This is a genomic window from Brevundimonas sp., from assembly GCF_046299535.1.
Taxonomy (GTDB): domain Bacteria; phylum Pseudomonadota; class Alphaproteobacteria; order Caulobacterales; family Caulobacteraceae; genus Brevundimonas.
Map to the genome: position 1 here is coordinate 47,875 of NZ_JBKBIB010000009.1, position 26,837 is coordinate 74,711.

At 69.0% G+C, this 26,837-nt stretch carries 39 protein-coding genes and 1 tRNA gene; 18 read left to right on the plus strand and 22 right to left on the minus strand.

All coding sequences use genetic code 11. The annotated features are described in order from the left end of the window. Positions 1–57 precede the first annotated feature (57 nt). A tRNA-Thr gene (locus ACK4FB_RS08810) sits at positions 58–133 on the minus strand. Between the two features lie 118 nt (positions 134–251). Between ACK4FB_RS08810 and ACK4FB_RS08815 the strand changes: the two genes are divergently transcribed. Beyond that, positions 252–587: a DMT family protein gene (locus ACK4FB_RS08815; RefSeq protein ID WP_409751116.1), complete on the plus strand. Its 336-nt coding sequence runs from the start codon at positions 252–254 to the stop codon at positions 585–587. Here ACK4FB_RS08815 and ACK4FB_RS08820 read toward each other — a convergent pair. The 17 genes from ACK4FB_RS08820 to ACK4FB_RS08900 all read right to left on the minus strand — a co-directional run bounded on the left by ACK4FB_RS08820 (position 584) and on the right by ACK4FB_RS08900 (position 10,692). Beyond that, complete coding sequence (locus ACK4FB_RS08820; protein ID WP_409750720.1) at positions 584–1,018, minus strand: HIT family protein; 435 nt, start codon at positions 1,016–1,018, stop codon at positions 584–586. The genes ACK4FB_RS08815 and ACK4FB_RS08820 overlap by 4 nt on opposite strands. 34 nt (positions 1,019–1,052) lie before the next feature. After that, positions 1,053–1,454 (minus strand): hypothetical protein, encoded by a 402-nt coding sequence (locus ACK4FB_RS08825; protein WP_409750723.1) that lies wholly within the window; start codon positions 1,452–1,454, stop codon positions 1,053–1,055. A 54-nt stretch (positions 1,455–1,508) separates the two neighbouring features. Continuing rightward, entirely contained in the window at positions 1,509–2,666 is a 1,158-nt protein-coding gene (locus ACK4FB_RS08830; RefSeq protein ID WP_409750726.1) for a GNAT family N-acetyltransferase, read from the minus strand. Next, a complete protein-coding gene (locus ACK4FB_RS08835; protein WP_409750729.1) occupies positions 2,663–3,121 on the minus strand; it encodes a RidA family protein in 459 nt (152 codons plus the stop codon). The genes ACK4FB_RS08830 and ACK4FB_RS08835 overlap by 4 nt, the downstream gene beginning before the upstream one ends. Further along, positions 3,118–4,413 (minus strand): DNA polymerase IV, encoded by a 1,296-nt coding sequence (locus ACK4FB_RS08840; protein ID WP_409750732.1) that lies wholly within the window; start codon positions 4,411–4,413, stop codon positions 3,118–3,120. Before ACK4FB_RS08840 ends, ACK4FB_RS08835 begins: the two co-directional genes overlap by 4 nt. A 150-nt stretch (positions 4,414–4,563) precedes the next feature. Then, entirely contained in the window at positions 4,564–5,904 is a 1,341-nt protein-coding gene (locus ACK4FB_RS08845; protein WP_409750735.1) for a hypothetical protein, read from the minus strand. Between the two features lie 9 nt (positions 5,905–5,913). Continuing rightward, entirely contained in the window at positions 5,914–6,090 is a 177-nt protein-coding gene (locus tag ACK4FB_RS08850) for a hypothetical protein (RefSeq protein WP_409750737.1), read from the minus strand. Then, the gene (locus ACK4FB_RS08855; RefSeq protein ID WP_409750740.1) at positions 6,087–6,740 is read right to left on the minus strand and encodes a hypothetical protein; all 654 of its coding nucleotides are present in this window, start codon (positions 6,738–6,740) and stop codon (positions 6,087–6,089) included. Before ACK4FB_RS08855 ends, ACK4FB_RS08850 begins: the two co-directional genes overlap by 4 nt. Further along, positions 6,737–7,030 carry a hypothetical protein gene (locus ACK4FB_RS08860; RefSeq protein WP_409750743.1) on the minus strand — a complete coding sequence of 98 codons (294 nt, stop codon included), beginning with the start codon at positions 7,028–7,030 and terminating at the stop codon, positions 6,737–6,739. The genes ACK4FB_RS08855 and ACK4FB_RS08860 overlap by 4 nt, the downstream gene beginning before the upstream one ends. Positions 7,031–7,052: 22 nt before the next feature. Next, entirely contained in the window at positions 7,053–7,358 is a 306-nt protein-coding gene (locus ACK4FB_RS08865) for a hypothetical protein (RefSeq protein WP_409750745.1), read from the minus strand. Next, complete coding sequence (locus ACK4FB_RS08870; RefSeq protein WP_409750748.1) at positions 7,355–7,555, minus strand: hypothetical protein; 201 nt, start codon at positions 7,553–7,555, stop codon at positions 7,355–7,357. The genes ACK4FB_RS08865 and ACK4FB_RS08870 overlap by 4 nt, the downstream gene beginning before the upstream one ends. Continuing rightward, complete coding sequence (locus ACK4FB_RS08875) at positions 7,552–8,523, minus strand: hypothetical protein (protein ID WP_409750751.1); 972 nt, start codon at positions 8,521–8,523, stop codon at positions 7,552–7,554. Before ACK4FB_RS08875 ends, ACK4FB_RS08870 begins: the two co-directional genes overlap by 4 nt. Before the next feature lie 226 nt (positions 8,524–8,749). Further along, complete coding sequence (locus ACK4FB_RS08880) at positions 8,750–9,064, minus strand: hypothetical protein (RefSeq protein WP_409750754.1); 315 nt, start codon at positions 9,062–9,064, stop codon at positions 8,750–8,752. Next, positions 9,061–9,312, minus strand: coding sequence for a hypothetical protein (locus ACK4FB_RS08885; protein ID WP_409750757.1), 252 nt, complete (start codon positions 9,310–9,312; stop codon positions 9,061–9,063). Before ACK4FB_RS08885 ends, ACK4FB_RS08880 begins: the two co-directional genes overlap by 4 nt. Before the next feature lies 1 nt (position 9,313). Next, the gene (locus tag ACK4FB_RS08890) at positions 9,314–9,580 is read right to left on the minus strand and encodes a DUF2312 domain-containing protein (RefSeq protein ID WP_409750760.1); all 267 of its coding nucleotides are present in this window, start codon (positions 9,578–9,580) and stop codon (positions 9,314–9,316) included. Positions 9,581–9,742: 162 nt separating this feature from the next. After that, positions 9,743–10,102, minus strand: a complete 360-nt coding sequence (locus ACK4FB_RS08895; protein ID WP_409750763.1) for a hypothetical protein — start codon at positions 10,100–10,102, stop codon at positions 9,743–9,745. Beyond that, a complete protein-coding gene (locus ACK4FB_RS08900; RefSeq protein ID WP_409750765.1) occupies positions 10,102–10,692 on the minus strand; it encodes a hypothetical protein in 591 nt (196 codons plus the stop codon). Before ACK4FB_RS08900 ends, ACK4FB_RS08895 begins: the two co-directional genes overlap by 1 nt. A gap of 185 nt (positions 10,693–10,877) precedes the next feature. Between ACK4FB_RS08900 and ACK4FB_RS08905 the strand changes: the two genes are divergently transcribed. From ACK4FB_RS08905 to ACK4FB_RS08945, 9 genes are read left to right on the plus strand one after another with little or no spacing between them, the layout of a single operon-like run. Beyond that, positions 10,878–11,096 carry a hypothetical protein gene (locus tag ACK4FB_RS08905; RefSeq protein WP_409750768.1) on the plus strand — a complete coding sequence of 73 codons (219 nt, stop codon included), beginning with the start codon at positions 10,878–10,880 and terminating at the stop codon, positions 11,094–11,096. Continuing rightward, entirely contained in the window at positions 11,093–11,431 is a 339-nt protein-coding gene (locus ACK4FB_RS08910; RefSeq protein WP_409750771.1) for a hypothetical protein, read from the plus strand. The genes ACK4FB_RS08905 and ACK4FB_RS08910 overlap by 4 nt, the downstream gene beginning before the upstream one ends. After that, positions 11,428–11,805, plus strand: coding sequence for a hypothetical protein (locus ACK4FB_RS08915; RefSeq protein WP_409750774.1), 378 nt, complete (start codon positions 11,428–11,430; stop codon positions 11,803–11,805). Before ACK4FB_RS08910 ends, ACK4FB_RS08915 begins: the two co-directional genes overlap by 4 nt. A 4-nt stretch (positions 11,806–11,809) precedes the next feature. Next, entirely contained in the window at positions 11,810–12,544 is a 735-nt protein-coding gene (locus tag ACK4FB_RS08920) for a hypothetical protein (RefSeq protein WP_409750777.1), read from the plus strand. Beyond that, the gene (locus ACK4FB_RS08925; RefSeq protein ID WP_409750779.1) at positions 12,541–12,897 is read left to right on the plus strand and encodes a hypothetical protein; all 357 of its coding nucleotides are present in this window, start codon (positions 12,541–12,543) and stop codon (positions 12,895–12,897) included. Before ACK4FB_RS08920 ends, ACK4FB_RS08925 begins: the two co-directional genes overlap by 4 nt. Then, complete coding sequence (locus ACK4FB_RS08930) at positions 12,894–13,220, plus strand: helix-turn-helix domain-containing protein (protein ID WP_409750781.1); 327 nt, start codon at positions 12,894–12,896, stop codon at positions 13,218–13,220. The genes ACK4FB_RS08925 and ACK4FB_RS08930 overlap by 4 nt, the downstream gene beginning before the upstream one ends. After that, positions 13,217–14,320: a toprim domain-containing protein gene (locus ACK4FB_RS08935; protein ID WP_409750784.1), complete on the plus strand. Its 1,104-nt coding sequence runs from the start codon at positions 13,217–13,219 to the stop codon at positions 14,318–14,320. The genes ACK4FB_RS08930 and ACK4FB_RS08935 overlap by 4 nt, the downstream gene beginning before the upstream one ends. A 3-nt stretch (positions 14,321–14,323) precedes the next feature. Beyond that, on the plus strand, positions 14,324–14,593 hold the full coding sequence (locus ACK4FB_RS08940; protein WP_409750787.1) for a hypothetical protein: 270 nt from the start codon (positions 14,324–14,326) through the stop codon (positions 14,591–14,593). Then, the gene (locus ACK4FB_RS08945) at positions 14,593–16,542 is read left to right on the plus strand and encodes a hypothetical protein (protein ID WP_409750790.1); all 1,950 of its coding nucleotides are present in this window, start codon (positions 14,593–14,595) and stop codon (positions 16,540–16,542) included. The genes ACK4FB_RS08940 and ACK4FB_RS08945 overlap by 1 nt, the downstream gene beginning before the upstream one ends. Here ACK4FB_RS08945 and ACK4FB_RS08950 read toward each other — a convergent pair. The 4 genes from ACK4FB_RS08950 to ACK4FB_RS08965 all read right to left on the minus strand — a co-directional run bounded on the left by ACK4FB_RS08950 (position 16,539) and on the right by ACK4FB_RS08965 (position 19,452). Further along, positions 16,539–16,862, minus strand: a complete 324-nt coding sequence (locus ACK4FB_RS08950; RefSeq protein WP_409750793.1) for a hypothetical protein — start codon at positions 16,860–16,862, stop codon at positions 16,539–16,541. The genes ACK4FB_RS08945 and ACK4FB_RS08950 overlap by 4 nt on opposite strands. 18 nt (positions 16,863–16,880) lie before the next feature. Further along, the gene (locus ACK4FB_RS08955; RefSeq protein ID WP_409750796.1) at positions 16,881–18,854 is read right to left on the minus strand and encodes a ParB/RepB/Spo0J family partition protein; all 1,974 of its coding nucleotides are present in this window, start codon (positions 18,852–18,854) and stop codon (positions 16,881–16,883) included. A gap of 111 nt (positions 18,855–18,965) precedes the next feature. Continuing rightward, a complete protein-coding gene (locus ACK4FB_RS08960; protein ID WP_409750799.1) occupies positions 18,966–19,205 on the minus strand; it encodes a hypothetical protein in 240 nt (79 codons plus the stop codon). Positions 19,206–19,215: 10 nt separating this feature from the next. Continuing rightward, complete coding sequence (locus ACK4FB_RS08965) at positions 19,216–19,452, minus strand: hypothetical protein (RefSeq protein WP_409750802.1); 237 nt, start codon at positions 19,450–19,452, stop codon at positions 19,216–19,218. 499 nt (positions 19,453–19,951) lie between these two features. On the opposite strand from ACK4FB_RS08965, the gene ACK4FB_RS08970 reads away from it, so the two are divergent. The 8 genes from ACK4FB_RS08970 (at position 19,952) to ACK4FB_RS09005 (ending at position 26,781) form a co-directional block, all read left to right on the plus strand. Then, positions 19,952–20,602, plus strand: a complete 651-nt coding sequence (locus ACK4FB_RS08970; RefSeq protein ID WP_409750805.1) for a hypothetical protein — start codon at positions 19,952–19,954, stop codon at positions 20,600–20,602. A gap of 199 nt (positions 20,603–20,801) precedes the next feature. Further along, on the plus strand, positions 20,802–22,412 hold the full coding sequence (locus ACK4FB_RS08975) for a hypothetical protein (protein ID WP_409750807.1): 1,611 nt from the start codon (positions 20,802–20,804) through the stop codon (positions 22,410–22,412). After that, positions 22,403–22,864, plus strand: coding sequence for a hypothetical protein (locus tag ACK4FB_RS08980; protein WP_409750810.1), 462 nt, complete (start codon positions 22,403–22,405; stop codon positions 22,862–22,864). Before ACK4FB_RS08975 ends, ACK4FB_RS08980 begins: the two co-directional genes overlap by 10 nt. 12 nt (positions 22,865–22,876) lie before the next feature. Continuing rightward, on the plus strand, positions 22,877–23,107 hold the full coding sequence (locus ACK4FB_RS08985) for a hypothetical protein (RefSeq protein WP_409750813.1): 231 nt from the start codon (positions 22,877–22,879) through the stop codon (positions 23,105–23,107). 6 nt (positions 23,108–23,113) lie between these two features. After that, positions 23,114–24,703 carry a portal protein gene (locus ACK4FB_RS08990; protein WP_409750815.1) on the plus strand — a complete coding sequence of 530 codons (1,590 nt, stop codon included), beginning with the start codon at positions 23,114–23,116 and terminating at the stop codon, positions 24,701–24,703. Then, positions 24,700–25,128 carry a hypothetical protein gene (locus tag ACK4FB_RS08995; protein ID WP_409750818.1) on the plus strand — a complete coding sequence of 143 codons (429 nt, stop codon included), beginning with the start codon at positions 24,700–24,702 and terminating at the stop codon, positions 25,126–25,128. Before ACK4FB_RS08990 ends, ACK4FB_RS08995 begins: the two co-directional genes overlap by 4 nt. After that, positions 25,016–25,786, plus strand: coding sequence for a hypothetical protein (locus tag ACK4FB_RS09000; protein ID WP_409750820.1), 771 nt, complete (start codon positions 25,016–25,018; stop codon positions 25,784–25,786). Before ACK4FB_RS08995 ends, ACK4FB_RS09000 begins: the two co-directional genes overlap by 113 nt. 86 nt (positions 25,787–25,872) lie before the next feature. Beyond that, entirely contained in the window at positions 25,873–26,781 is a 909-nt protein-coding gene (locus ACK4FB_RS09005) for a phage capsid protein (protein WP_409750823.1), read from the plus strand. Positions 26,782–26,837 lie beyond the last annotated feature (56 nt).

The following is a 26,837-nucleotide window of genomic DNA, read 5'->3' on the forward strand; positions in this document are numbered from 1 at the left end:
ATAGAACGCTGGTCGCATAAAACGCCGGTTCCAGGGGAAGGCCAAGTCAAAAAGGAATGGTGCCGGTTGCAGGAATCGAACCCGCGACCTTCGGTTTACAAAACCGCTGCTCTACCAGCTGAGCTAAACCGGCGCTTCCGGGTGCGTTATGATGGCTGAGTCGCCCCACCGCAAGCGGGGTATGGAGTTCGAGCCGAACGATGCCGTTCTCGATGCCCGCGCCCCAAGGCGCCGCCCTGGGAGCCTACGTCATGCCCGTCCTGCTGCTGGTCATGTCGAACGTGTTCATGACCTTCGCCTGGTATGGCCACCTGAAGTTTCCTCACCGGGCTCTTTGGGTGGTGGTGATGGTCAGCTGGGCCATCGCCTTTTTTGAATACTGGCTGGCCGTACCCGCCAATCGCATGGGCCATCAAGTCTATTCCGCCGCCGAGCTGAAGACCATGCAGGAGGTCATCACCCTGACGGTCTTCGCCGTGTTCTCGGTAGCTTACCTGGGCGAGAAGCTGACCCTGAACCACGCCGCCGGGTTCCTGTTCATCGCGACCGGGGCCTGGTTCGTTTTCAGGGGGCCGTTCCCGACCTAGAGTTCGGCGGCGATCCGGTCCGCCAGAGCCCGCAGGGCGTCGGCCTCCGCCATCGGCGCGTGACCATGGCCCTTCAATGTGCGATCGGCCCAGCGGGGCACGATGTGGAAGTGCAGGTGAAAAATCGTCTGGCCGCCCGCGTCGCCGTTGAACTGGCTGATGGTGATCCCGTCGGGCTTCAGCGCCTTGTCCACCGCCACCGACAGCCGCCGCACCGCCTCTGTGATCCGCGCCAGCGCCTCGGGCTCGATCTCCAGCATGTTGCGGGCGGTGGAGGTCTTCGAGATCACCAGCACATGGCCCTCGGACTGCGGAAAAACGTCCATGAAGGCCAGAACGTGGTCGTCCTCCCACACCTTCACCGCCGGGATGTCGCCGCGCAGGATCTTCGCAAAGATGTTGTCAGGGTCATAGGCGCCGTGAAGGCTCATGCGCGGGCTCTTTCTCGATTTGTGATGGTGGAAATCAACGCCCCCGGACGCGCCGGGAAGGTTCCGCACAGCCCCGAAGCACATAGTCGCCTTCAACCGCACGGCGGGCCCCGAAATAGGCGCTGTAGGCGTAGTTTCGCCCATTCGCAGCGCAGGACTCCTGGATCAGCAGCACACTGACATAGTCCGTCTCACTGACCTCGGCGTTCATCATGATCATGCTCGGCGAGGCGGACAGATGCACGATGTTCTCCGGGCCATTTGTAAAGAGGCCTTGGGGGCCGGTGATGCTCACACCTTGTCGGGTCAGTTCACCGGACCAGCTTTCATCCGGGCCGATCAGCCGCATAGGCAGAAGGTCGGGAGACCGTCCCGTCGTCGCGCAACCGGCGAGGCAGAGGCCGACGATGGCGGACAAGATCGGTGCTGCGCGCATGTCTTTCCTCCATGGCTTGTCCAATAGTCCCCGTGGCGGCGCTGTTTGTCGAGATCACGAGGTGCGGAACGGCGAGTATTCCGCCGTCATGGCCTCGATCTCGGCGGCGACGGCGGGGCGTTCCTGATCCAGATAGTTCGCCACCGGCTCGCGCAGCAGAGGGTCGGCGATGTGGTGGGCCGAATAGACCGGCGTGGGCAGATAGCCGCGGGCCATCTTGTGCTCGCCCTGCGCCCCCGCCTCGACCCGGGACAGGCCCCGCGCGATGGCGAAGTCGATGGCCTGATAGTAGCACAGCTCGAAATGCAGGAACGGCCGGTCCTCCAGCGTGCCCCACTGGCGACCATACAGGGCGTCGCGGCCGATGAAGTTCAGCGCCCCGGCGATGGGCCGCTCGCCGTCGAAGGCCATGACCAAGGCGATGCGGTCGCTCATGCGTTCGCCGATCAGGCTGAAGAAGGCCCGGTTCAGATAGGGGCGGCCCCATTTGCGGTCGCCGGTGTCCAGATAGAAGGCGTGGAAGGCGTCCCAGTGCGCCTCGGTGATGTCACGCCCGGTCAGCACGCGGATGTCCAGCCCCGCCTGCGCCTCGCGCCGCTCGCGCCGGATGGTCTTGCGCCGGGAGGAGGAGAGGGCGGCCAGAAAGTCGTCAAACGCGGCGTAGCCGTCGTTGCGCCAGACGTACTGCATGTCCTGACGCAGCAGCAGGCCCTGCTCGCCCATCAGCCGCCATTGACCGGCGTCCGGGAAGTTCACATGCAGGGACGAGGCGCCGGTGCGGTCGCACAGGGTGCGCGCGCCTTGCAGCAGGGCGGCGCCCACTGCGGCGGCGTCGGTCTCCGGCGCATTCAGCAGGCGCGGCCCCGTCACCGGGGTGAAGGGGGCCGCCGACAGCAGCTTGGGATAGTAGCGTCCGCCCGCCCGCTCATAGGCGTCGGCCCAGGCGTGGTCGAAGACGTACTCGCCCTGACTGTGGCCCTTCAGATAGAGCGGCATGACCCCCAGCACGGCGTCGTCCGGCCCGTGCAGGGACAGGTGGCGCGGGCCCCAGCCCTGCGCCTCCACCGCACAACCCGCCGCCTCGCAGGCGTCAAGGAAGTCAAAGCTCACAAACGGATCGCCCGTGGGCGCCGCGCAGGCGTCCCAGGCGCCCTGGCCGATCTGGGCGATGCGGCCGTGAACCTTCAGAATGAAGTCGGCGTCGGTGCTCACCGCACCTCGACGACGGCGTCCACCTCGACGGCGAAGCCCAGCGGCAGTCGATAGACGCCCACGGCCGAGCGGGCGTGGCGGCCCGCATCGCCGAACACGTCCACCATCAGGTCGGAACAGCCGTTGATGACCTTGGGGATCTCGATGAAGTCGCCCGCGGCCTGGACGAAGCCGCCCAGTTTGACGATGCGCACCACCCGCTCCAGATCGTCCTCGCAGGCGGCCTTGATCTGGGCCACCAGATTGATGCCGCACAGGCGCGCGCCGGCCACCGCGGTCTCCAGATCCACGTCATCGCCCACCGTGCCCTTGATGCCGCCACTGGCGTCGTTCGACAGCTGACCCGAGATGTGGACCAGATTGCCGGCGCGCACGAACGGCACATAGTTGGCCACGGCGGCGGCGGGCTTGGGCAACTCGATGCCGAGGTCTTTGAGGCGGGCTTCGATGGTCATGAGGGCTCCTGAGGCTTTGCACGGGATTTAGACGTCCCGCCGCCCGGCTTCAACGCCCGCCCGGCCACCACGGCCCCCGCCCCGAACTTTTCCCGCAGGGCGTCGATGGTGGTTTCGGTCTTCAGGGCGCGGCTCTGATCATGGGCGAACAGTCCGGCGGGGGCGTCCTCGGCGTCCACGATGTCGGCCATGCCGATGCCGATCAGCCGCCACGGACGGCCGATCTCGGGCTTCAGCAGCTCGCGGCCCACGGCGAACAGGCCGCGCGCGGTCTGGATCGGGTCGGGCACGGTGCGCCGCCGCGTATAGAGCCGGAAGTCGGTGGCCCGCAGCTTCAGCACGATCACCCGACTGGCGACCCCGTCGCGCCGGGCCTTGGCCGCCAGTTTCTCGCACAGGGGCCACAGCTCGGCCTCCAGAGCCTCGAGCGTGCTCAGGTCATCGTTGAAGGTGGTCTCGGCGCTCATGCCCTTGCGGTCGTGGTCCGGGTTGACCGGGCGCGCGTCGCGAGCGTGGGCCAGGTCATGGAGGCGCAGGCCCGATTCCCCGTAGGACCGCACCAGGTCCTTGACCTCCGCGCGGGCCAGATCACCGACCGTGGCGTAGCCGTCGCTGCGCAGGCTTCTGGAAAACACCTTGCCCACACCGGGCAGGATGGTGACCGGCTTGTCGGCCAGCAGGTTTTTCGCTTCCGCCGCGCCGATCACCGAGAAGCCGCGCGGCTTGTCCAGTTCCGACGCGATCTTGGCCAGGAACCGGTTGGGCGCCAGACCGATGGAGACGGTCAGGCCGGTCTCCTCCTCGATCTGTTTCTGCAGCCGGATCAGCTGGAAAGCGGGCGGGCCGCCGTTCAGCCGTTCGGTGCCGGACAGGTCGGCCCAGGCCTCGTCCAGCGACAGGGTCTGGATCAAGGGTGTCAGGGTCGCCAGCGCGCCCAGGATGCGGCCGCTCTCATGTTTGTATTTGGCGAAGTCCGGCTTGACGACCACCGCTTCCGGGCAGGCCTTCAGCGCCTTGAACATGGGCATGGCCGAACCGACTCCGTACAGCCGCGCCACATAGCAGGCCGTGGACACCACCCCCCGCTTGCCGCCGCCCACGATCACCGGCTTGTCGCGCAGTTCCGGCCGGTCGCGCTTCTCCACCGAGGCGTAGAAGGCGTCGCAGTCCAGGTGGGCGATGGTCAGCCGGTCCAGTTCCTCGTGGGCCACCACGCGCGGCGAGCCGCACCCAGGACAGCGCGAAACCGCTTGGTCGCCGGTCCACAGACAGTCGCGGCAGATGGCCTTCATCGTCCGGTGTTCGCCCTTCACGCCAACATAAACGCGCCCGTTAAAGATGGGCGCGGAAACCCTTGTGGCGCAATGGGGCGTCCGACTTCGCAGGGGGATTTCCGACTTTGAGGAAGTCGGACGTCCGACTTCGCGCCCGGTTTGTTCCGGTCAGGCGGAGAGGGCGAGGCCCTGACGCCCGGCCCACTGGCGCAGCTTTTCGGCGTCCTCGATGGCGCCGGTCTCGCGCAGGTGCAGGTAGTGATTGCGCAGGATGGTGTCGCGGCTCTTCTCGCTCCAGCCGCCCCAGCTGCAGATCCGCGTCAGGGAGACGCCGGCGTCATAGAGGCGGGTCACGCAGGTGTCGCGGGTGTCCTGCACGCGCTTGTCGGTCAGGGTCTCGGGCACGGCCCTGGCCTTCAGGGCGGCCTCGAGGGCGGCGTTGTAGCGGTAGCGCAGCGAGCGCGTGGTGTGCCGGCGTCGGCCGACCGGGTCCCACAGGTAGGGCGCGGCGTTCAGATAGCGCAGGGACGGGTCGGCCGCGACCTCGGCCGTGCGGCGGGCGACCCGGTCGCGGACCGGCTGCAGCAGGCCGGGCAGGGCCTCCTGGGACTTGCGCCGCGTCTTGGTGGGCACATAGCGCCAGGTCGCACTGGCCAGCTCGTGCAGGTCCGCCGCGCACATGTCGATGGGGCGCGCGCCGCTCCACAGGCCCAGGGTCAGGCCGTCGGCCACGTCGGGGTAGCCGTTGGCGTCGCACCAGGGGATGAAGGCCAGTTCCTCGTCCAGCTCCCAGAACACGATGCGGCCATCCGGCGACGGCAGGTCCAGCTTGTCGTAGGGCGAACGCTCAATCCACGGCGGATCCTGCCAGCAGGCCCAGCGGAACATGGCGCCCGCCGCGCCCAGGGCGGCGTTGGCGGTGGACAAAGAGATCTGGTCGACCAGGTCGTCGTGCCACGCCTTCAGCTTGCCGGGGGTGATTTCGGAGACCTGCAGGGCGCCGAAGCGGGCGGCCAGCTTTTTCGAATGGACGCGGTAGGCTTCCTGTGTCGCGGCGGCGATGCGGGTCATGGCTCGGCGATCGGCGAAGAAGCCGTCGATCATGGCCTGAACCGTGCGGGGCCCGCGCGCGAGGGCGGCGGTGACGTCCGGTTCCCTGTTCTCGAGCACGGCGCGGCCGCGTTCGATCAGGTCGGCGACCAGGCGGCGGGCGTGCGGGTCGGCGGGGACGGGCGACAGCTGATTGAGGGCGGCCCGCAGATCGCGGCGGGCCTTGCCGCCCTCGTCGTCGTCACGGGCGGCCAGGCGCACCAGGGCGGCCCAGAGGTTGCGGGCGTCGGCCGCCGCGATGGCCGCGCCGCGGTCCATCCACGCCCCGTCGGCCGCGCGCAGGTCCAGTCCTGCGAAGCCCATGGCGCGGTTCGCCGGCGACGGCTCCCAGCGCGGGCGGCCGTCGCGCCATTTCAGGCCGTTGCGGAGGTTGGCGGGGGCGGAAGGTCGGGGCGGCATGGGGTGCAGTCAGTCCGAGGTCTGGCGCGGCGTCAAGGGCGGGCGGTTGTTGCGGCGCTCGAGGTCGGCCAGCTCGCGCTCGAGGGCGGCCAGGTCCGGGTCATCCTCGGGCATGTCGTCGGTGTCCGGCACGGCGACCCAGGCGGGGACGTGATGCGGGCGGCAGGGGAAGGTGCGCGGGGTCATGCGGCGGCCTCGGCTTCTCGCTGGATGCGGATCGCTTCCCGTTCGGCCACGCATTCATCATAGGCGGCGGCCATCATGGCCTTGGTGACCTTGCGCCAGTCGGGGAAGGAGCGCGTTGGGCGGATGTCGTCCCAGCCATGCGACGTCCGCGTGCCGAGCGTGACTTCAAATCCGGCCCCGAATTCAGGCATCAAGGGCCGCACGATATAGGCGTCCTTTTCGCCGTAGCAGACCTTCCACCATCGGTGTTTGAAGGCCCATTGCCGGTCAGTCCAGCGCCACTCGGGATGGAGAGCGACGAGGCGGCGCGGCAGATAGGATAGGCCGACGTTGTGCCACCAGCAGAGGGCGCCGTCTTCGAGGCTTTCGATCAGATATTCCGGCCAGCCGGGATTGGTCTCGCGCGTTTCGACCAGCCAGCCGATGATCCACTTTGATGGCGGAGCCGAACTGAGCACGACCAGATCACCGACCTGGACTTGCGCATCGCCGAAGCCGCCGCCTACGAACGCGTCGAGGCCTGCATATTTCTGGCCGCCCTGTTCTTCTTCAGCCTTGGCGACATCGTATTGCCGCGACAGGCAGAAGCTCAGCACGTAGTGCATGATCTGCTGGCGAGCGATCAGCTTGGGTTCCGGTTTGACGGTCATCCCCGGTGCTCCTCTTCCATCTGGCGCGTGTCCAGCCGGAACTGGCCGGCGTGCGGCCTCTTCAGGGGGATAATCGCGCTGGGATAACCGCTGAAGATCGTGACGCGCCGCCGGTCTTCCGGGCTCAACCGCGCGACCAGCTGGTGGGCCAGAAGGGTTTTGCCGCTGGCCCTGCCGCCGAGAATGAATATCTCGATGCGCTCGCGGCTGGGCGGCAGATCGAAGGGCTTGGCGATCGGCGCGGGGGGATTGAACGCGCGCGTCCAGGCGCGGCGGAATGAAGCGAACATGGGGTGTTCCTCTTGGGTTTGGCTACCCGCCCGCCGCCGCCAGGAGGGCGGCGACGCGGTCGGCGGGCGGCGTGGGGTGACGGTCGTTGGCGTGGGTGTCGTAACCCGGCGCCGGGGCGGCGGTGTCGGCTTGGTCCGGCCGGGGGAAGCGCTGGCCGTGCTTGAAGGCGATGATGAGCGCGCGCGCCCATCGGGGGGACTGCCCCCGGCCGCCGCCTTTGTGCGGCCAGGGGAAGCCCGGCTCCGTGCGCCAGTGACGCTGGAGCCAGTCGTAAGTGACGTCCAGCTCCGCGGCGGCGCCGTGCAGATCGAGGACGTCAGGGGTCATGGCGCGGTCCTGAGAGCATGAAGCCCGAAGGCCAGGGCGATCAGGGCGATGGTCACGGGCGCGCGCCAGCGCGGGCGATGGTCCGCGCCTCCCTCAGTGTCGGCGATCATCCAGAGCACCATGCACACGGCCGCGACCCAGGCCGCGACCTTGAGCGCATGGAGCACAGCCTGCAGATCGAGGACGTCAGAGGTCATCGGCCGCCGTGCTCCGCCGCCAGCTGGTTGAACTGCTGCCGCGCCTTGGCGGTCGGCTTGACGCCGCCCATGCGCCCGGCCGAGGGGACGTCCTCGCACAGGCCCGCGCGCTTCCACGCCTCGACGGTCTCGTTGCTGATGAAGGGCGGGTGCTGGGTGGCGCTGTACCCGTCCTCGGTGCGGTAGAGGCGGCGGTGATCGAGCAACGCCTTCAGCTCACGGATGCGAACGGCCACGGGGGCCTCGTCCGTCTGGATGACGGCCAGGTCCTCCTTGACCGCGTCGGGCTGATCCACAGTCTCGCCGTCCTCGCCGGCGACGCCGCGCTTGGCGGCGGCGATTTCCTCCGGCGTGAAGGTGGGGGCGGTCTCCGACGTGGCGGCGTCGATGCGCTGGAACGCCTCGGCCAATGCCGACTTGGTGGCGGAGAGCTGCTCTTCGGTCCACGCTTCATGGCGGGCCACGACTTCCGGGCGTTCGATCGTTTCCAGATCGCCCGTGACCCACGCGCCTTGCTCGTCGTTGAAGTGCGCGCCGTCGGCGGTCATCTGGTCGGCCCAGCGTTCGGCCGCCTGGGCGTCTTCGTCGGACCAAGCCTTGACCGCCTCTTCGGTCAGGCTGCCGATGTGGGCCGGGTCGATGTCGAGGCCCGCGTCCGCCAGCTTCAGGATGATCAGGGCGTCGTCGCGGGTCCACGGCTGCGGATCCTGCGCGGCCTGTTCGGCGGGCGCGTCGGCCGGGGGATCGGCGGGCGGTTCGGCGTCGCTGTTGGGCGGTCCGTCGTCGGGGCGGTTGGGGGCGCCGTCGGGGTTGGCGTCCGGCGCCCGGGCTTCGGTTGCGGTGTCGGCCGGGGCGTCCGCGCCCTGCATATAGGGCGCGGTCTTGTTGCCGGGCAGGGAGCCGCCGGGGTCGCCGTCGCCGTCGCGGTCCAGCGGGTCGGTGCGCCTGGATTGAGCCTTCTTGGTCATGGGGTCTTCCTTGAGTGGACGGCCGCGAGGGCCGCGTTGAGAGCGTCAGAGGGAGAGGCGCCTTCGCCGGTGACGATGACGCCCATGGTGTCCGGCGATGAGGCGAGCCGGTGCCATTGGGGGTTGGTCAACTGGGCGCGCCACGGCCCGTCCGGCCGCCGCCCGACGGACACGCCCCAACCGGGGAGCGCGTCACCAGCGGCGACCAGAGGGCAGGGCGCGGCGGTCAATGCCGGACCGCTTCGGGCGTGGGCGAGGCGATCAGCCCGCCTTCCTCGAGCGCGGCCAGCGCCGCGCGGACGCGGGCCAGGCGGGCGGTGCAGGCCGGGCAGGTGCGGCAATCATCGTCCCGGTCGGCCTCCGCCCCGGCGATGGCCCGCAGCAGCTGGTGCGCACCGGCCTCGAGGTCCATGGCCGTGGTTTCGTCGCCCGCGCCCCACCAGACGCGGAACGCGCCCGGCTTTCTCTCGAAACCCATCAGGACATAGCTCTCTTCAAGCGCCGCCAGGTGTGGTTCGAGGGCTTCCAGCTGGTCCTTCATGACACCCACCACATCAGCAGGAGGACGGCGCAAGCGATCGCCGTCAGGATCAGGGTGCGCGCGCCGGTGTGGCGGGGTTCGCGGCGGGACTGCCACGCGATGGGGGAGGGCGCGCGGTCCACGATGGGCTTCATCAGCTCTTCGTGGTCGGCGGCCTCGGCGTCGGGGCAATAGGCGCCGATGTGCGGGCGGCCCAGGCCGCGCAGCGGGAGGCCCTGCAGCGGGCCGCGATCATAGGCGGTCCCCATGTCAGACCTCCCCCAGGGCGGCGAGGTAGAGGTCCAGAATGGCGTCCTCTTCCTGGGCCTTGGCCCGGTCTTTCTTCCGGCGGGCGATGACCTTGCGCAGGGTGGCCACGTCGTAGCCCTCGCCCTTGGCCTCGGCGAAGATCTCCTTGATGTCGCCGAGGATGGCGGCCTTGTCCTCTTCCAGCCGCTCGATGCGTTCGATGATGGTGCGCAGGCGACCCTGAGCCGAAGCGTTCAGGACGTCGGGGTGCGCGGTTTGGTCGTTCATGGCGACAGCCTCCCGTTGAAAGGTGTCACCGCCGCGCCTGGCGTCCCCGACCCTTCGCCCGCTGCGGTTGGGAGTAGGAATTCGGGCGATCGGCACCGACCGGCGCGGCGGTGACCGGGGGATGTGGATGCTAGTTTGCGAAAATCGTCAAGACGAAAATCGTCAATAGGTGTCGCCAATCGCAAGGGCGATGACGATGACGCCGAGGGCGACCCCTGTTCCGGTAAGGATTGCGTCGGCCCAGACGCGCCGCGAGCGCGGCAGTTTCACCACGTTCAGGTCGGTGTGTCCGGTGAGGCGTTCGGCAGCCAGCAGGATCCGCGCTTCGTCAGGCGTCGGACTGCGATAGTCGGTGCGGCGGCTGGCGAGGGCGGCGGTCAAGCCCGCGAAGGGCGCAAGAGCCATGAAGATGGCGGAGCCGCCACCCGCGTAGCGTTCCGCCAGCACGGCGGCGATGAAGGCGCCGGTCCCGATCAGCGCCCAGATCGCGCTGGGAACATGATAGGGCCGGCCGGGTCGCATCAGCCGGTTCCGAAGGTGGAGCCCACCACGGCGTCCAGTCCTTCGACCTCGCGCAGCGCCACGCTGACCGGCGCGCGTTTGGGGTAGGTCTCATAGAGGTGCAGGGTGCGGTCGTCCTGACTGTCGTAGAACTTGACCAGGGCCTCGCCGGTCTGGAGCCGGACCACGCACAGCTGGTTGCGGAAGGGCGGGCGGTTGCGCAGGGCGTAGCCCGTGTCACCGTGCTGGAGCCGCGTTGAAACGCTGTCGCCGAAACAGATGAAGGCATAGGCGTTGCGGCTGCCCCGCTGGGCCGGATGCAGGGGCACTACAGCCACGACGCTGTCTTCGTTAAGGCGCAGGGTCTGGCCCGCGCCGTTGGCGTAGCCGAACAGAGGCTGGACTTCGTCGGTGTCCGTGAGGACCGGCGTGGCGGCGGGCGATGAAACCGGCGCGGCGGCCAGCTCGCGCAGCGCCTCCAGCTCGTCGGCCTGGACCTTCCGTTCGCCCGACAGGATGCGGCTGACCTGGTAATGCTGGAAGTCCCGCTGAAGCCGACGTGACAGATAGGCGGCCACTTCGGCGTTGGTGCGCTCGGATGCCCTGATCATCTCGATGGCAGGGGCGTTGCGCTGAAGGTTTTCCTTTCGCGCTTCGCTACGTCGGTTTCGGTCGCGGGTCTCACTCATACCCACACTTGTGACCGATTTCGTCAAACATGCCGATTGACGATACATGCCAAATCACTCCAGCCATCGTGACGATTATCGTCAACGCCCTCTAACGGAGCTGTGGTGTGAAAGCGACCGAAAAGATGCGGGCCTTTGGTTTGAAAGAACTGGAGGCGCGGACAGGCCGGTCCCTGTCGATCCTCTATCGATGGATCAAGGCCATCGAAAACGGCCGGGGCGTCCGGGACGAAAACAAGCGGCTGCTGATCGAGGCCACGGCGGGCAGCGACGACCCGATCAGCTGGGGCGACTTCGAGCCCGCCGAGTTGAGGGACGCGGCATGATCGACCTCTACTGCCTTGTCTTGGCCGAGGAAGCGGAGCTGCCTCCCGACGAAGAATTCACGCCGCGTCAGGTCGCGGTAATCGACGCCATGTGGGCGCTCACCGGCGGTGTCGGCGGGGCGTGGTGTGACAGTCGCGCCGTGGCGGCCGCCGCAGGGCGCTATGCCTGGTGCACGGTGCGGGCCTTGATCCGGCGGGGCGTGGTGGAGCAAGGGGCCGTCTCGGGCCAGCCGCGCCAGCCCCATAGCCGCCATGTGTGGCCATTGAGCCTGCTCTATCGGTTCACCCAGGAAGGGTTCGCGGAAGTCGCCCTGACCCAAGGGGTGCTGCGATGACCCCGGTGAACCTGAACGCGGTGAAGTGGCGTCAGCTGTGCGACCAGGCGGAGCAGGCGGCGCTGCTGCGCCAGCCGAACACGGCGGCCGACGAGCTGGCCAAGGCGGCCGGGCGGCTGACCACGGTGACGCCGCCCCACGAAAGCATGGCGGACACGGCGCTGGCCACGGCCTTTCGCTGGTCCTGCACGGCGTTTGGGCTGGCCGATCCGGGGCGGCGGTCGGTGCTGGCCGCCGGGCTGGTCGCGCAGGCGGCGCTGGTGCGGCGGATGGTGGACCCGGACGCGCCGGAGGCGGCCGAGGCGCTGGCCGTGCCGACGCTCGCGCCGGAAGAGCCGCCCGCCTGGACCCAGCGCGCGGACATCGGGGGCTGACACCATGGCGGGGGAAACGAGAGTGGCCGGGCGCGAGCGCGACCCCGGCCTGTTGACCGCCATCGAGGCGGCGGGCGGCCTGCGCGCGCTGGCCCGCAAGGCGGGCCGCCGATCACATCAGGCCCTGGGCAAATGGGTGAAGGTGCCGCGCTGTGAGGTGTTCGCCATCGCGGCGGCGTCGGGCGTGGACGCGGAGATCCTGCGTCCCGACCTGGCCGACTGGATCAAGACGGAACGGACGCGGCGTCTGCTGGAGCGGGCGCGGGAGAAATTTTCGGTGCGCACCGGCCTGACGCCGGGGGCGGCGGCGACGGTCAAGCGCCCCGAGAAGGGCGACCCCCAGACCTTCGACCTGCTGGACCTGGGCATGGTGACGGCCGCGACCCGGTTCGCGGCGCGCGAACGGGGGCTGGACGTGCGGGCGGTGTTCGCGGCCCCGGCGGGCGGAGCGGGCGGAAAGCCCACCCCGGCCCAGAGCGCGCGGGCCTATGGCGCGGCCCTGGCCGTGGTGGTGGGCCGGGTGTCCAGCGAGACGGTGGCCGGGGTGCTGGGCCTGACGCGGCAGAACGTGGACGGCGCGGCGGAACGGTATCTGCGCGCCCGCGACGGCGACGACCCCGAGGACGGCGAGACGGTGATGGAGCGCGGCCGGGTGCGCCGCGCCAAGTCGGCCGAGGACGGCCTGTGGGAGGCGGAGCGCCGGTTCATCGGCGAGTTGAGCGGGGAGGGCGGACGATGACCGAACACGAACGGGGCGTCCTGCTGACGTCCATGTCCGACGATACGGCCGCCATGGTGCTGGGCCGGTCCGCCGCCTGGGTGAAGCGCAAGCGCGGCGAGCTGGCCGGGCGCGTGGCCGTGCCGCCCATCCCGGCGCCGAGGACGCCGCCGCCGCCGCCCCCGCCCGTGGTTCCGACCCCGCCGCCCGCGCCGCCCCTGCCGCCCCTGCCGGAACCCGGCCTCGAGGCGCGGCTGGTGCGCTGGATCGGCTGGTTTCGTGACGCGCGCTGGGCGCCGGCGGAGGTGGCGCGGCTGTTCGACCTGGACATGGACGAGCTGCTGACCGCCGTGCCGGATTGGAGGGCGTCATGAACCGGCTGGAGCAGCTGGGGTTCGACACCGCCGCGAAGCGCGCCCTGGGCGTTCGGCCGCAGGAAGGTGAAATCCTGCGCAGGCTGGTGATCGCCAGCCCGGCCGCCGTGCATCTGGAGCAGTTGCGCATGAGCGGATACCAGTGGGACCGCCGCGTCAGCATGCCGGTGTCGCAGGTCCGCGCCCTGGTCAGCCGGTTGCGCGAGGCGCTGGCCGACATCGGCCATGCGGACTGCATCGAGACCATCGGGGGGTTCGGCTATGCCATCCGCGACCCCGCCACGGCCGACACGATCCGCGCCATGGTCGAGGCCGCCGCATGAGCGAGGACATCGCCCGAAAGCTGTCCCTGTTGCTGGCCGACGACATCGAGGGCGTGGTGGACGCGCTGCGCATCGACGTGCGCCAGCGCGGGCGTCGTCAGCTGGTCTGCTTCGCGCCGTGGAACAGCCACCACAAGCCCAAGCTGGAAATCAATCTGCACCGCCGCCGGGGCGGGTGGAACGACTGGCACGGCGGCGTCTGGGGCGATGCCCTGGGCCTGGTCGCCTGCACCCTGTCGCGCCAGCCGGACCCCAAGGCGGCCGACGCCCTGCGCGAGGCCATCCGCTGGGCCCAGGCCCGCTATGGGATCGCGGGCGCGGTCGAGCCGGAAGCGTGGAAAGAGAAGGTGGCGGCGGCCGAGAAGCGGGCCAAGGTCCGCGAAGGTCAGGCCGCGCGCGAGCTGGCCGAGGCCCGAAAGCAGATGTTCGGCGTCTGGCTGCGGTTCTCGGACCCGCTGCGCCCTACCACTAGGACGCACAAGGGCTGTTTCGGCGCGCGCTACCTCGAGGCGCGCGGGGTGGACTTCGGCCTGCTGCCGCACCTGCCGCGCGCCGTGCGCCTGAGCGGGTCGCAGCAATGGCGGGGGCGTGACGGCGAAACCCATGTGGGCCCCGCGTTGATGTCCGCCATGACCCTGCCGGACGGCAAGTTCGGCAGTCTGCACCGCATCTGGATCGACCCGTTCCGCGACGGCGAGAAGGCGGACATCAACCCGCCGCGCAAGATGTATCCGTCCAGCGAGGGCGCGGCCATCCGCCTGTGGCGCGGGGCGTCGCGCCTGAGCATGGCCGAGGCGGCCGAGAAGGGCATCAAGGAAGGGGTCGTGGTCGCCGAAGGGGTCGAGGACGGCCTGTCGGTGGCCATGATGACGCCCGAGCTGCGCGTGGACGCGGCGGGGAGCCTGCCCGGCCTGCTGTCCTATGTGCCGCCGCCGTGCGCCAGCCATCTGGTGATCGCGGCCGACAACGATTGGGGCAAGCCGCAGGCCCAGGCCCTGCTGGACCGGGCCGTGGCCCGGCTGCGCACCGAATTCAAGATGCCCGTGGGGATCGCGCGATCGCCCGAGGGCAAAGACTTCAACGATCTGGTCAAGGAGTAGCGTGTGAGTTTCAGGGACCAGGGCCTTGAGGGTGGATGGAGCGGCAAATTCGACACCGCCGAGACGTGGGCGCAGTTCGACGCCCTGCCGGTGGGGGTGAAGCGGCTGTATTGGAACGCCCCCTATGCCTACACCGCGCGCCCGGCCTTCCGGGCGTGGATGGCGCGGGCCGACATGCGGGCATGGGTGGCGGGCCGCCTCGAGGGCTTCGCCGACGACGTCGCCCGCGAGAGCGCGCGGCTGTATGGCGAAGCCCAAGAGGGGTGGCTGTAATGGCGGTCATTCCCCCCGGCGACCCCCACGGCGACCGCGAGTGGCTGGAGGCGCAGCGGCGCAAGAAGCTGGGTCGCGGCCGCGAGGCCATCCTTGGCGCGGACTTCGGCGACTTCCCGCCCCCGCCCGAGGGCGGCGCCGGCGGCGATGACGGCGGCGACGACACCGGCGGCGGGCCGGGCGGGCCGCGCGTCTATCGCGGGTTGAAGATCCCGCGCATCGGCGCGGACGGGACGGTGTTCTGGACCACCCTGGGACTGCCCGACAATTGCCCGGTCACGGCGCTGGGCCGCGACGGGCGGGTGTTCTTCTTCCTGACGCCCGAAGGCCAACTGGTCAGCTATGAGGACGGCAAGTTCGGCCAGGCGCACCTAGAGGGCCTGTTCGCCAGCCATCTGGGGTGGCTGATCGACGCCTTTCCCCAGATCAGCGCCAACAAGGCGTTGAAGGGGTTTCAGGCCCAATACGCCCGCATGGCCCTGTTCAACACCTGCGCGCGCCGCGGCGTGTTCGATGCGCGGGAGAAGGTGCGCGGCCTCGGCTGCTGGAAAGGGCCGGAGGGCCAGCTGATCCAGCACATCGGGGACAAGGTGCTGATCGACGGCGAGGCCCACGACCCCGGCATGATCGGGGACTTCGTCTATCCCGGTCGCCCGCCCGTGCCGCCGCCCATGAAGGGCGGGCAGGAGAGCGCCATGGCGCTTTACGGCGACTTCCAGACGTGGAGCTGGGGACGCGGGCCGCTGGACGCGCGGCTGCTGATCGGCTGGATCGGCTGCGCGATCATGGGCGCCGCCCTGGACTGGCGCCCGATGGTGTTCATCACCGGGGACGCCGGGTCCGGCAAGTCCTCGGTGCAGGAGCGGTTGAAGAAGCTGCTCCCCGGCCGACTGGCCTCGACGGTGGACGCCACCCCGGCCGCCTTGCGCCAGATCGTCAATCAGGACGCCATCGGCGTCAGCTTCGATGAGATCGAGGCCGACATGAACACCGATCAGGGCACCATGGTCATGAAGCTGGCGCGGGTCGCGGCCTCGGGCGGGACCACCTATCGCGGCGGCAAGGATCACAACGCCTCGGAATTCACCCTGCGCGGCTGCTTCGCCTTTTCGGCCATCGTGCCGCCGTCCATGCGCGCCCAGGACATGCAGCGCCTGACCTTCCTTCGGCTCCAGCCCCTGCCCAAGGGCGGGAAGATGGCCAAGTTCCCTGACGCGGTCCTGAAAGAGCACGGCCAGCGCATGGCCGGGCGCATCGCCGAGGGCTGGGCGCGCTGGGACGACACCCTGGCCGCCTATGAAGCCGCCCTCGAGCGCATCGGCCACAACCAGCGAGGCCAGCGCCAGTTCGGCACCCTGATGGCTGCGTTCGACCTGATGATGTTCGATGAGGTTCCCCACCCGCAGGTCGCCGACAATCTGGTGGCCGGGCTGGATAGGGACACCCTTTACGAATACGAGAGCGCCGACCCCCTTTGGCTGACGGTCGTGCGGCATATCCTGTCAGCGCAGCCCGAAGTCTGGCGCAACTCCGGATCGCCCACGGTGGCCGAGGTGGTGCGGGACTTCCTGAACGCCGTCAGCGACGACGACGCCCGCCGCGAGCAGCGCAAGCTGAACCGGGCGGGCCTCGCGGTCACGCGCGACCGGAAGACGGGCCAGCCGTGGCTGGCCATCCCGGCGCGAAACCAGCAGGTGCAGGCCATGTTCAGGGACAGCGACTTCCGCGCCCACGGCGGCGAGGGCGCGTGGACGGGGGTTCTGCGCAACGCTGATCAGTGGAAAAAGGAAGACCCCCACAAGGGGGTGTATCGTGTGGAGAACGTGCCGCAGCTGGGCCGCGCCAAGGCGACCCTGATAAGGCTGACCGCCGAGGTGGAGGTGGGCGGCAAGACGGTGCCGATCTTCGACCTGGACCCCGAGGCGGTCCAGACGGACGGCGGGGGCTAGGCGACGGGCCCGACGTCCTTCAGGGCCTCGAGCACTTCTTCGGCGTAGCGCGCCTGAATTTCCCGCTCGCGGGGGACAGGCTGAAGCGCGGCCTTGATCTCGGACGCCCACGCCTGATTGACCTGATAGGGCTCGCCGTTGCGCACCTTGGACACCAGCCGGCGGATGGTGCGGTCGTTGACGCCCAGCAGCTTGGCCAGCGGCATCTGCCAGTGCTCCCCATAGAGGGCATGGCCAGCGCGGCAGACCAGGTCGGCGGTCAGGGGGTGGGTCACGTCATCCATCCGGGTTTCATAGGCCGAATTGGCGGGGACGGCCAAGCCGTCCCCGCCCCGGCGTCAGGCGTTGTCTTCGTCGTCGGCCGCGAAGCCGTCTTCGGCGCACCCGGCCGCATCCGCGCGGGTCCAGCCGTAGTTTTCGTCTCCGAACACACAGGACGCCCGCTCCAGTTCTTCACGAAGGAACCGCGCCGCCAGTTCGCCCGCCTGGACGCCCGGGACACCGTGGTGCGTGACCAAGGCGTCCGCGATCCACGCCAGATAGGTTTCCTCATCGGGCGCCTGCGTGGGGTCGTCGGCCCGCACCTTGTCGCCCTTCGGATCGGTCACGTCCATGAACCCCTTGAGCAGGGCCGGGCGCCAGCCCTTGAGGGCGACGAGGGTATCGACGTAGGCGACCAGATCACCCTTCTTGGCGTTCGGCATATCCTTGCCGTCCGCCTCCTTGACGGCGGCCAGCAAGGCTTCCTTGCTGCCGCCCTTGAGAAACGCTTCATCAGGCGTCCAGACATCGTCGACGGCCACGCCCGCGTGGCTCCCCATCCAGCCCAAATGCCGCCGCCGGTCGGCAGTCCCCATGCCGATCTGGACTTCCACGCCGTCGAGCGTCGCGGCGTAGCAGAGGGCTTGGAGCGTCAGCTTGTCGTCGGCCGACAGGGCGGCCACGGCCTCACAGAACGCGATGACCGTGGCTGGGAGCCGCGTTTTCCACGCGGCCAGGTCGCAGTTGAGGTCGAAAAGCCCTTCGACCGCCACATGGTCCGGGCGAGAGGCGAAGCGCGGGTCCACCACCAGATTGGACGCCAACTGCTGCTGGGTTGACCCATACTGCGGCTTGCGGAGCACGGCCCACGCCAGATGCGCCAGCATGGCGTCGGCGGCCGCTTTCGGATTGCGCGCCAGCGCGACCTTGGTGGCGTCCGTGGCCACCTGCGTCATGATGTGGTGGCCCTTGTGTCCGAAGCCGAACCGCGCCGGATCGGCCTTGGCGGGCGGGAGGAAGGCCGTGTCGCCGCCCTTGACCTTCTTCTCCTTGGCCCAGCCGCGCTCGATTTTGACGTCGTTATACTCGAACAGCACGAAGGCGTAGCCGCCCTTCATCTGTTCGGCCGTGAACGCCTTCTTTCCTTTCTTGCCCGCGCCCTCTGGCGTCAGGCGCTCGAACCCCTTGGACCAGCCCCAGCCGCCGTCGCGCGCCTCGGCATGGCCCCAGCCCTCGGCTTTCAGATCGGCCAGGGTCTTGGCCATCTTCTCATCGAACAGGCGCTGGAGCAGGGGTTCGTCCGACCACGTCTCGTCAATCTCCCGATGGGAGAACAGGTCGGTCAGGAAGGTGCCCCCCGCCTTGGCGTAGGCGACCCGGCCCACCCAGCGCGCCCGGCGGTCCATGGCGTCCACGGACCCTTTCTTGATGCGCTGGCGCACGTCGGCGGCGCGCGGCGGCTTTCCGTTGAAGCTGGCCAGCACATCCCGCTGGCGGTCCTGATCTTCGGAGAGCGTGAAGGCGAGGGCCGCGTCGAATTCCATTTCCCCCGCCTTGAATGCGGCGAAGATCTCCGGCGCGAGCATTCGGAAGCGCAGCAGCTGGCCCACGTCCTTGGCGCTGGCCCCCACGGCGGCCGCGATCTGCTCGGGCGTCTGGCCCTGATCGAACAGGGTGTTCCACATCAGAAAGCGGTCAGTCGGGTGCATGTCCTCCCGGACGAAGGTCGCGGCCGAGGCGATGCGCGCTTCCTCTTGCGTCGTCACGATCACCGGGACGGCGTCGATGATGGCCAGCGCCTCCGCATCGCCGTCGTCCGCGAGAAGGTTGAGGGCCGCCAAGCGTCGGCCGCCATCCCAGACCGCGCCGCCGGTGTCGTCGGCGTAGGCTTTCAGCGGTTCGATCAGCGCGCGGCCGGTGGCCCGATACAGCGCGCGCAGAGACATGGCCAACTGCATGAGGCCGTCGATGTCATAGATGTGGCCGTGGCGAGCGTTTTCCGTTGCCAAGCGCAGGTCAGCGAGTTTGAACGTGGTGATTTGGGCAGTCATGATCGGTCCTTTCAGTGACCAGATGGACGCCCGGGCCCGTTGCCCAGGGCGTGAACCGTGGCGGTTCAGCAAGGCCCCCACCCGGTGACGGATGGGGGCTAAGCGGAAGCGTCAGTGATCGTAGGTCCAGAACCCGTTTGCACGGTCCCATCGAGCGACATGGACGTGCAGGCTTTCCCGCTCGTCGGCTTCGTAATCCGACAGTCCGTCCTTAACGGCCTCCGAATGCGTTCTGAAAAGCGCTCCGGTGTGGCGTTCGCCATCGTGTCCGGCAAACTCGATGATGCCCCATGCCTCTCCATTGGTGTCAGCGAAGGCGGTGATGCGGGCGGTTTGAGTCTCGTGGGTCATGACCTGATCCTCACGCTGCGACGGGTTGAGCAACGCGGGTGGCTTCGAGAGCCGTGCGCGCGATCAGGGTGCAGACCCAGCGCGGGCAGTCGCCGAACGACTGCAGCTTGTCCGTCAATGCCCGTTCCGGCGCGGAGGGGAACCAGCGGACCAACTCGCCAGCCACGACGAGGCGGCGTGCGATCAGGTCGCGGTCGGTTTGGGGAAGGTGCGCGGTCTCGCGCTCTAGCACGGTGTGCATGGTCATCGGGTCAGTCCCTGATGTTGGCCCCCGACCCTGCGCCGGAGGCTTCCGCGACGGGCCTGTGCCCTGCCGCGTCCTATATGTAGGGCGCGCTTCGCTGGCGTGTCAACCGCCTACGCCCCCACCCCTTGCGGCGGAGCCGAGCAAGAGGGATAAGGGGTGGCTGCTTCGCGGTTCTGTCCCCGCCTTGGGTCGGGGGAGGGGACAAGATCAGGGACATTCAAGCCCCTGATATGTAAGCGAAAAACGGCAAAGTCCCCACTGTCTCCAACGTCTCGGGCGCGCATCACACGCGCGGGCTGGACCATGGCCGCCGCCCGGTCGGGCCGCGTTGTATGACGTGGCGACGGGGACAATGGGGACATTAGAGACAGAGACTGATTATTATAAGCATTATAAGGGCTTAGATGTCTCCGAAGCTGTCTCCGCCGTGTCCCCGACCGGCCGCGTTGCGGTCGGCGGGCGGCGGTGATCCTGCCCATGGATTAAAAATGAGGGTGATATGTCCGGCGGGGTGCGCGCGGCGCTAGAGCAGGTGGTCGATGGTCAGGGCGGCATGGAGGAAGTCGTCCAGGCGGGCCTGTTCGATGACGATCTGACGCCCGAGGAAACCGGCGCCCTGGACGCGCCGTCGCCGCTGTCCGCCGCCCTGCCATCGACGCGCCGGAAGGCCGGACGGCCCAAGGGCGCGAAGAACCGGCGAACCGAGGCCGTCACCAGCTGGCTGCTGGCCCAGCACCGGCACCCGCTGTCGGTGATGATGGAAGCCTACTCCATGTCGCCGGAGCAGCTGGCCGAGCGGATCGGGCTGGCCAAGGTCACGCGGACGGAGAAGCAAAAGCGGCAGATCGCGGGCGGCATCGTTGAGGTCGAGGTCGAGGTTCCGACCGATCGCTACTCCAACGACGTCCTGCTCGATCTGCTCAAGCTACAGGTGCGGATGGCGGAGGCCGTCGCGCCCTATGTCGCCCAGAAGCTGCCGCAGGCCGTCCAGCTCCAAGCGTCGGCCAGCCTCCTGCTGTCGTTCGGCGGCGTGGACCTTGGCGGAGGGGTCTCCGATCCCGCGCGCGGGGAGGCTGGCGAGATTTCCGTGGGCGACGGGATGGCCGTGAAGCTGGGCAAGTCGGACGATCAAAGTCGGACGGACGACTAGCGACCTGTAATCACAGGGCTTTTTCTATAAGTAGGGGTTAAGTGGGGAGTGCCTGGGCGACCGGGCCTCCCCCAAACCGCCGCCGCCAACCCCTTATGTCCGTCGGGTCCCGCACATAGGCGCGTTGCGAAAAAGCGCGGGGGGCGACGCTTCCTAGACCGACCCAGGGTCGGGGTTAGGGAGCGGAGCGAAACCGGCCGTGTTCAACGCCAGAGCCTACATCCCCGGCGGGCCAGTCCTGAAGCGGTTCCACGAAAGCACCGCCTTCACGCGATTGATGGCAGGGCCGATCGGGTCTGGCAAGACCGTGGGGGCTGGGGTCGCGGAGCCGTTCTTCACGGCCATGACGCAGCGGCCGGACAGCGACGGCGTGCGATCGGCCATCGTCGGGATCCTGCGCGACAACTATCGCAACCTCTACGCCACGACCATGAAGACCTGGCTGGACTGGGTGCCGCGCGAGTTCGGGCGCTTCGTCGGCTCCGATGACCGGCCGGCGATCCACGAGCTGGAATTCCCGGCGCCTTATGTGGACGGCACGCCCGGCGAGGGGCTTTGCCGCCTGCGCGTCGAGTGGCGGGCGCTGGGGACCAACACCGTCGAGGCCACCTGCCGGGGCTGGGAGCTGCACGGCGCCGGGATTGACGAGGCCGACACCACGCCCTTCGAGGCCCTGGCCTTCCTCGCAGGGCGGGTCAAGCGCGGCGGCCGAAAGGAAACCCGCGTCAGCCGCGGCGTCTGGGCCACCTTCAACAAGCCCGACACGGACCATCCGCTGTTCACCAAATGCGTGGAGGAAGCGGCCGATCACCGCCTGAACGGCGTCGAATTCTTCGATCAGCCCTCGGGCATCCTGCCGGGCGGTCCGCCCTATGTGACCAATCCGGGCGCCGAGAACCTGGCCAATCTGGACGCGGACTACTACGACGTGGCCGCGCGCGGCCAGGCGGAATGGTATGTGCGGCGCATGATCCGCAACCAGTGGGGCGCCTCGGTCGCGGGCGAACCCGTGTTCGGCGCGGTGGAGCTGGACCGCCTGTTCCTGCCGGTGGAGGTGGAGCCGGAGCCGGGGACAGAGCTGATCCTGGGCATCGACGGCGGCGGGACGCCGGCGGCGGTCATCATGGGGCGCGAGCCCAAGACCGGGCGGCGGATCATCTATGCCGAGGTGGTCCTGACCGACCCGCGCGACCCCCGCGCCCGGTCGATCCTGCACGGCGTCGGGCCCAAGCGGTTCGCGGAGGCCCTGGGCGACACCCTGCACCCCCGCTTCGCGCAATGCCGCGTGTCGATCGCCTGGGGCGACCCGTCCGCCTTCTACGGCGCCGATCGCGAGATGGGCGAATACGCGGACATCGAGCTGGTCTGCAACAAGCTGAAGATCCCCGTGCAGCCCGCGCCGTCCAACGAGCTGGGCCTGCGGCATGAGGCGGTGCGGACCTTGATGAGCCGCAACAACATCGTGGACGGCCTGCCGGACCTGCGCATCAACCCGTCCTGCCGGTGGCTGCGGCGCGGCTTCGCGGGCGATTACCGCTGGGAAGCCCGCGACCCGCGCCAGCCCTCGAAGCGGCTGAGGGTGCAGAAGACAAACAGCTCCCACGCCATGGAGGCGGTGCAATACGCCGCCCTGGGCGACGTGGGGCGGGCCGGGATCGTGGCCGGTCCCGCCTTCGACCAGCACCGGCCGAAGGCGGGCGGCGGCGAGGGCGGCGGCCATTGGGGCATGTCCGAAGGCGGCGTCCTACTCCCAGGGCGTGGTCAGGCGAACCGGGACAGCTACCGGTCGGACTGGTCGCCATGGGATTGAAGATGGGGGGACTGACGGTCAGCCAGGCGCGGGCGTCGGATTTGCTCGAGGCGGTGGACGACTTCGGGCGGCGGCAGCGGTTCACGCGGCGCGGCTTCGCGCTGGCGGCGCGGCAGGCGGCGGAAGGGGCGGCGCTGACGATCCGGGACGACGCCGGCGCGCTGGTGGCCGTGGTGGGCCTGTGGCCCGAGGCGGACCATGCGGAGGCGTGGTTCGCGGTGGGCGGGGGCTTTCGGGCGGCGCCGGTGGCGGCGGTGCGGCGGATGCGGGACCTGCTGGACGCCGTGGGGGCGGACGTGGCGCCCATGGAGGTGCGGGCGTTCGTGCGCGCGGGGTCGGAGGGTCGCGTTGCGGGCGCGCGGCTGGCCGCATGGTTGGGCTTCGAGATGGACGGTGAAGACCGGACGGCGGGCGTCCCGCTGGTCCGGTTCGTCCGCCGCTTCACTGTTTAGGAGACCGACCCCATGGACCGTGTTCGCAGTTTCTTCGGCGGTCGCACCCGGGCCCAGAAGCGCGCCGAGGCCGAGGCGCAGACGGCCCAGCGGCGGATGCAGCGCGACGCCGAGGAAGACGCCCAGCGCCAGCGCGCCGAGACCAACGCCGCCGGGCGTCGCCTGCGCGGGGCGGGCCAGCGGGCGTTGACCTGGCAGGGCCAGCAACAGTCGGGCGGTCTCGCCACCACCCTGGGGGGCTGATCGGTCATGGCTTCGAACGGGGCGGGCTGGTCCGTCAGCAAGATCATTCAGCGGTTTCAGGCGGCGGAGCTCCAGCGCGCCAAGGTTCAGCCGTTCATCGACCGGGCCATGGAATACGCCATGCCCTGGCGCCGGGACATCCGGAAGGGCCGCGCGCCGTTCGACGCCCTGTTCGACAGCTCCGGCCCGACGGGCGTTCACAAGTTCGGCAGTCGCCTGCAGCAGGACCTGACCCCGCCGTTCCAGCGCTGGTATCAACTCGAGGCCGGGCCGCTGATCGACCCGCGCCAGGCCGAGGAAGTGAACCGCCAGCTGGAGACGGCGACGCTGATCTCCCACGCGGCCCTGGACGCCTCCGCCTTTCCCAAGGCGAGCCATGAAGCCTATTCCGACCTGTCGATCGGCACCGGCGCCCTGCTGGCCATCGAGGGCGACGACGACGAGTTGATCCGCTGGACGGCGGTTCCGCCGTGGGCGCTGGCGATCGAGGAAGGTCCGAGCGGCCGCATCGACAACGTCTATTGGCAGCGGCGCTATCCGGCCAATCAGCTGGCGCGGCTGTGGCCCACCGCCAAATGGCCGGAGCGGGTGGCGCAGTTGATCGCCGAGGACAAGACCGACGAGGTCCTGATCCTTCAGGCCAGCTATTTCGACCTGTCCGCCAAGCACTGGCGGTTCGACGTCATCTGCCGCGAGGGCGCCGACGTGGAACAGGCCAAGGTCTGGACATCGGAGCACCGGACCAATCCGTGGATCGTGTTCCGCTGGTGGACCACGCCGGGCAATCCGTGGGGCATGGGCCCGCTGCTGCTGACGCTGCCGGACATCATGACCGCCAACAAGGCCGTGGAGATGATCCTGAAGGCGGCGGCCTATGCGCTGGCGCCGCCGTTGATGGTGGCCCACGACGGGGTGGTGAACCCCGACACCCTGCGCCTGGCGCCCCACGCCCTGATCCGGGTGGCGCGCACGGGCGGGCCGTTGGGGAGCTCCATCCAGCCGCTGGACATGAACGGGCGGGTGGACCTGGCGCAGCTGTCGCTGGCCGAGATGAAGCAGAACATCGCCCAGAACCTGATGTCGCGTCAGCTGCCGCCCGAGAGCGCGGCGGTGCGCAGCCCCACGGAGATCGTGGAGCGGATGCGCGAGTTCGCCTTCGACACCGGCGCCGCCTTCGGGCGCATGAACCACGAATACGTCCCGGCCGTCGTGGCGCGGGTGCTGGACATCCTGGACAAGAAGAAGGTGCCCGGCATCGACTTCAGCCTGCTGAAGGTCGACCAGCTGATTTTGAAGGTGAAGGTCACCAGCCCGCTGGCGCGCGGTCAGAACCTTGAGGATGTGCAGAACATCGTCCGGTATCTGGAACTGCTGAACGCCATCGGCGGGCCGGAAGCCCGCATGGCCATCGCCAAGATCGAGGACCTGCACCGGCTGGCCGCGCTGATGGGCGCGCCGGGCTGGATCAACCGGCCCCAGGCGGAGCGCGAGGAAATGATGGCGCGCCTGGGCGCCGCCGCGGCCGACGGCATGCAGACGCCCGGCCCGGCCGAGGCCAAGCGCACCGATGTGGCGGTGACGGAGCTGGCCGGATGAACGACCTGCTGTTGAACCATGTGATCGAGCAGGTGCGCGCGGGCTACGTCGCGCCGGATCCGCGCATCGAGCCGGATGACGCGACGCTGGCGCTGGCGCGTCTGGTCTGGGACCGGACCCAGGGCGAGGACGGCGAGAAGTTTCTGCGGTTGCTGGCAGACCTGAGCGTGCTGCGCCCCGCCGTCGATCATCGCCTGACCGGCGCGGACTATCTGGCCTTCGCCCAGCTGAGGCAGGGGCAGGACACCATTTTCGCGTCCGTGATCCACTACCGCCACTTGTGGGAAGACAACCTGAAAAAGAGGAAAGACAATGACCACCCCCGACACGAACGCCACGACCCCGCCGGCGGAGACGCCGAAGGCGGAAACACCGGCAACGACTGGAGCGCCTTCGACCCCGCCGGAGCCGTCGCCGGACGCTGACGCGCCCAAGTCCGGCGAGAGCGACCCGAAGCCCGCCGCCGACAAGCCCGCCGATACGCCCAAGCCGGAGGGCGACAAGCCCGCGGCGGATGATCCGCGCGCCGTGGTGCCGGACACGCCCGAAGCCTATGCGGTCAACGTCTCCGACGAGGTGAAGACCGGCCTTGGCCTGACGGACGATGACCCGATGGTGAAGGCCCTGCAGGCCCACGCTCACGACACCAAGAAGCCCCAGGGCTGGCTTGACGACGTGATGGAGGCGGCGGGCGTGCTGAACGCCAAGGGCTTGCTGGACGGGGTGTTCGATCCGGCGGCGGAGCTGGCCAAGATGGGCGAGAACGGCGCGGCCCTGCGCACCGAGGCCGAGACCTATGCGGGCGCCCTGAAGGAGCGGGGCGAGATCAGCGAGGACGCCTATGGCGAGTTGATGAGCCTGACGCCCACGGCCGCGGGCGTCGAGCTGATCCGATATTTCCGCAAGGCGGCCAACCAGGAGGCGGGCTTCGACGCCCCGTCCGAGGGCGGCCCCACCAGCCAGGAGGTCCTGCAGCAAAAGGCGCAGGAAATGGCCCGTGATCCGAAATACGGGACCGACCGCGCCTTCACCAAGGAAGCGGACGCGCTGTGGATCAAGGCCTACTCCAAGACCGGCTCCTGACCGCGTTGCGGCGCATCGGGCGGCCTTAGCGTCGGCGAAGTGGAAATCCGCCGGCGCTCATGCCGGTCATCGAAGGAGCGTCAGCTATGTCCCACAATCTGCCCGACTGGTTCATCCCGAAGTTCCGCGACGCCTACAAGCTTCGCGGTGAACAGAAGAAGCGCCGCCTGGACGGCCTGGCCGAGGAAGGGGGCATGTTCATCGGCGACGACTGCCACTTCCCCCGCTTCGGCCAGGCCGAGACCACCAAGTCCAGCCGCCTGCAAGAGCTGATCATGCAGCAGGTGCCGCTGGACTGGGTGAAGATCGCGGCGGAGCCCGAGTTCGTGTCCTTCGGCATCTGGGACCCGGACAAGAAGAAGCTGAACATCTCGATGGCCAACGCCTTCGCCGGCGCGGCCGTTCGCTCGGTGAACCGGGCGCGCGATCGCCAGCACATCGACGCCCTGCGTCTTGCGGCCACCAACGGGGTGACCAACACCAAGGGGCAGACCGAGAACATCATCACCATCGGCGACTACGACACCGTGGTGGATCTCGAGACCATCTGCGACGCCATCGTGCGTCTGGCCGAGGATGAAATGTTCGAGGGCGAGAGCGTGTCGGTCATCTCGCCCTTCAAGGTGCGGATGAACATGTCGCTGGACCCCTATCTGGCCAAGCGCGACATGAAGGAGAACCGCCCCTGGGATGAGGTCAACTGGCGCGGCTACGAGCGGCTGCCCGGCAACGGCGCCAACGGCGCGGGCTGGACCGCCGCGGGCGCCACGGGGGTGGACCTGTTCGTGCACGCCAAGTCCGCCGTGATGACCGTGGCCAATGACGAGGACACGGAAATCAACGAGCGCCTGGGCAGCCGCATGGGCGACCTGATCGGCCGCTGGTTCCAGACGGCCTCGGGCGTGGTGGAGCCCAAGGGCGTCATCCGCATCCGGTCGAAGCTGGACTTCGAGCTGTTCCGGCGCGCCATCCCGATCATCGATACGTCCGAGTAAGTCTCCCTGAGCCGACTGGGGCGGCGGTTCGCGCCGCCGCCCCTTTTTTTGACCGG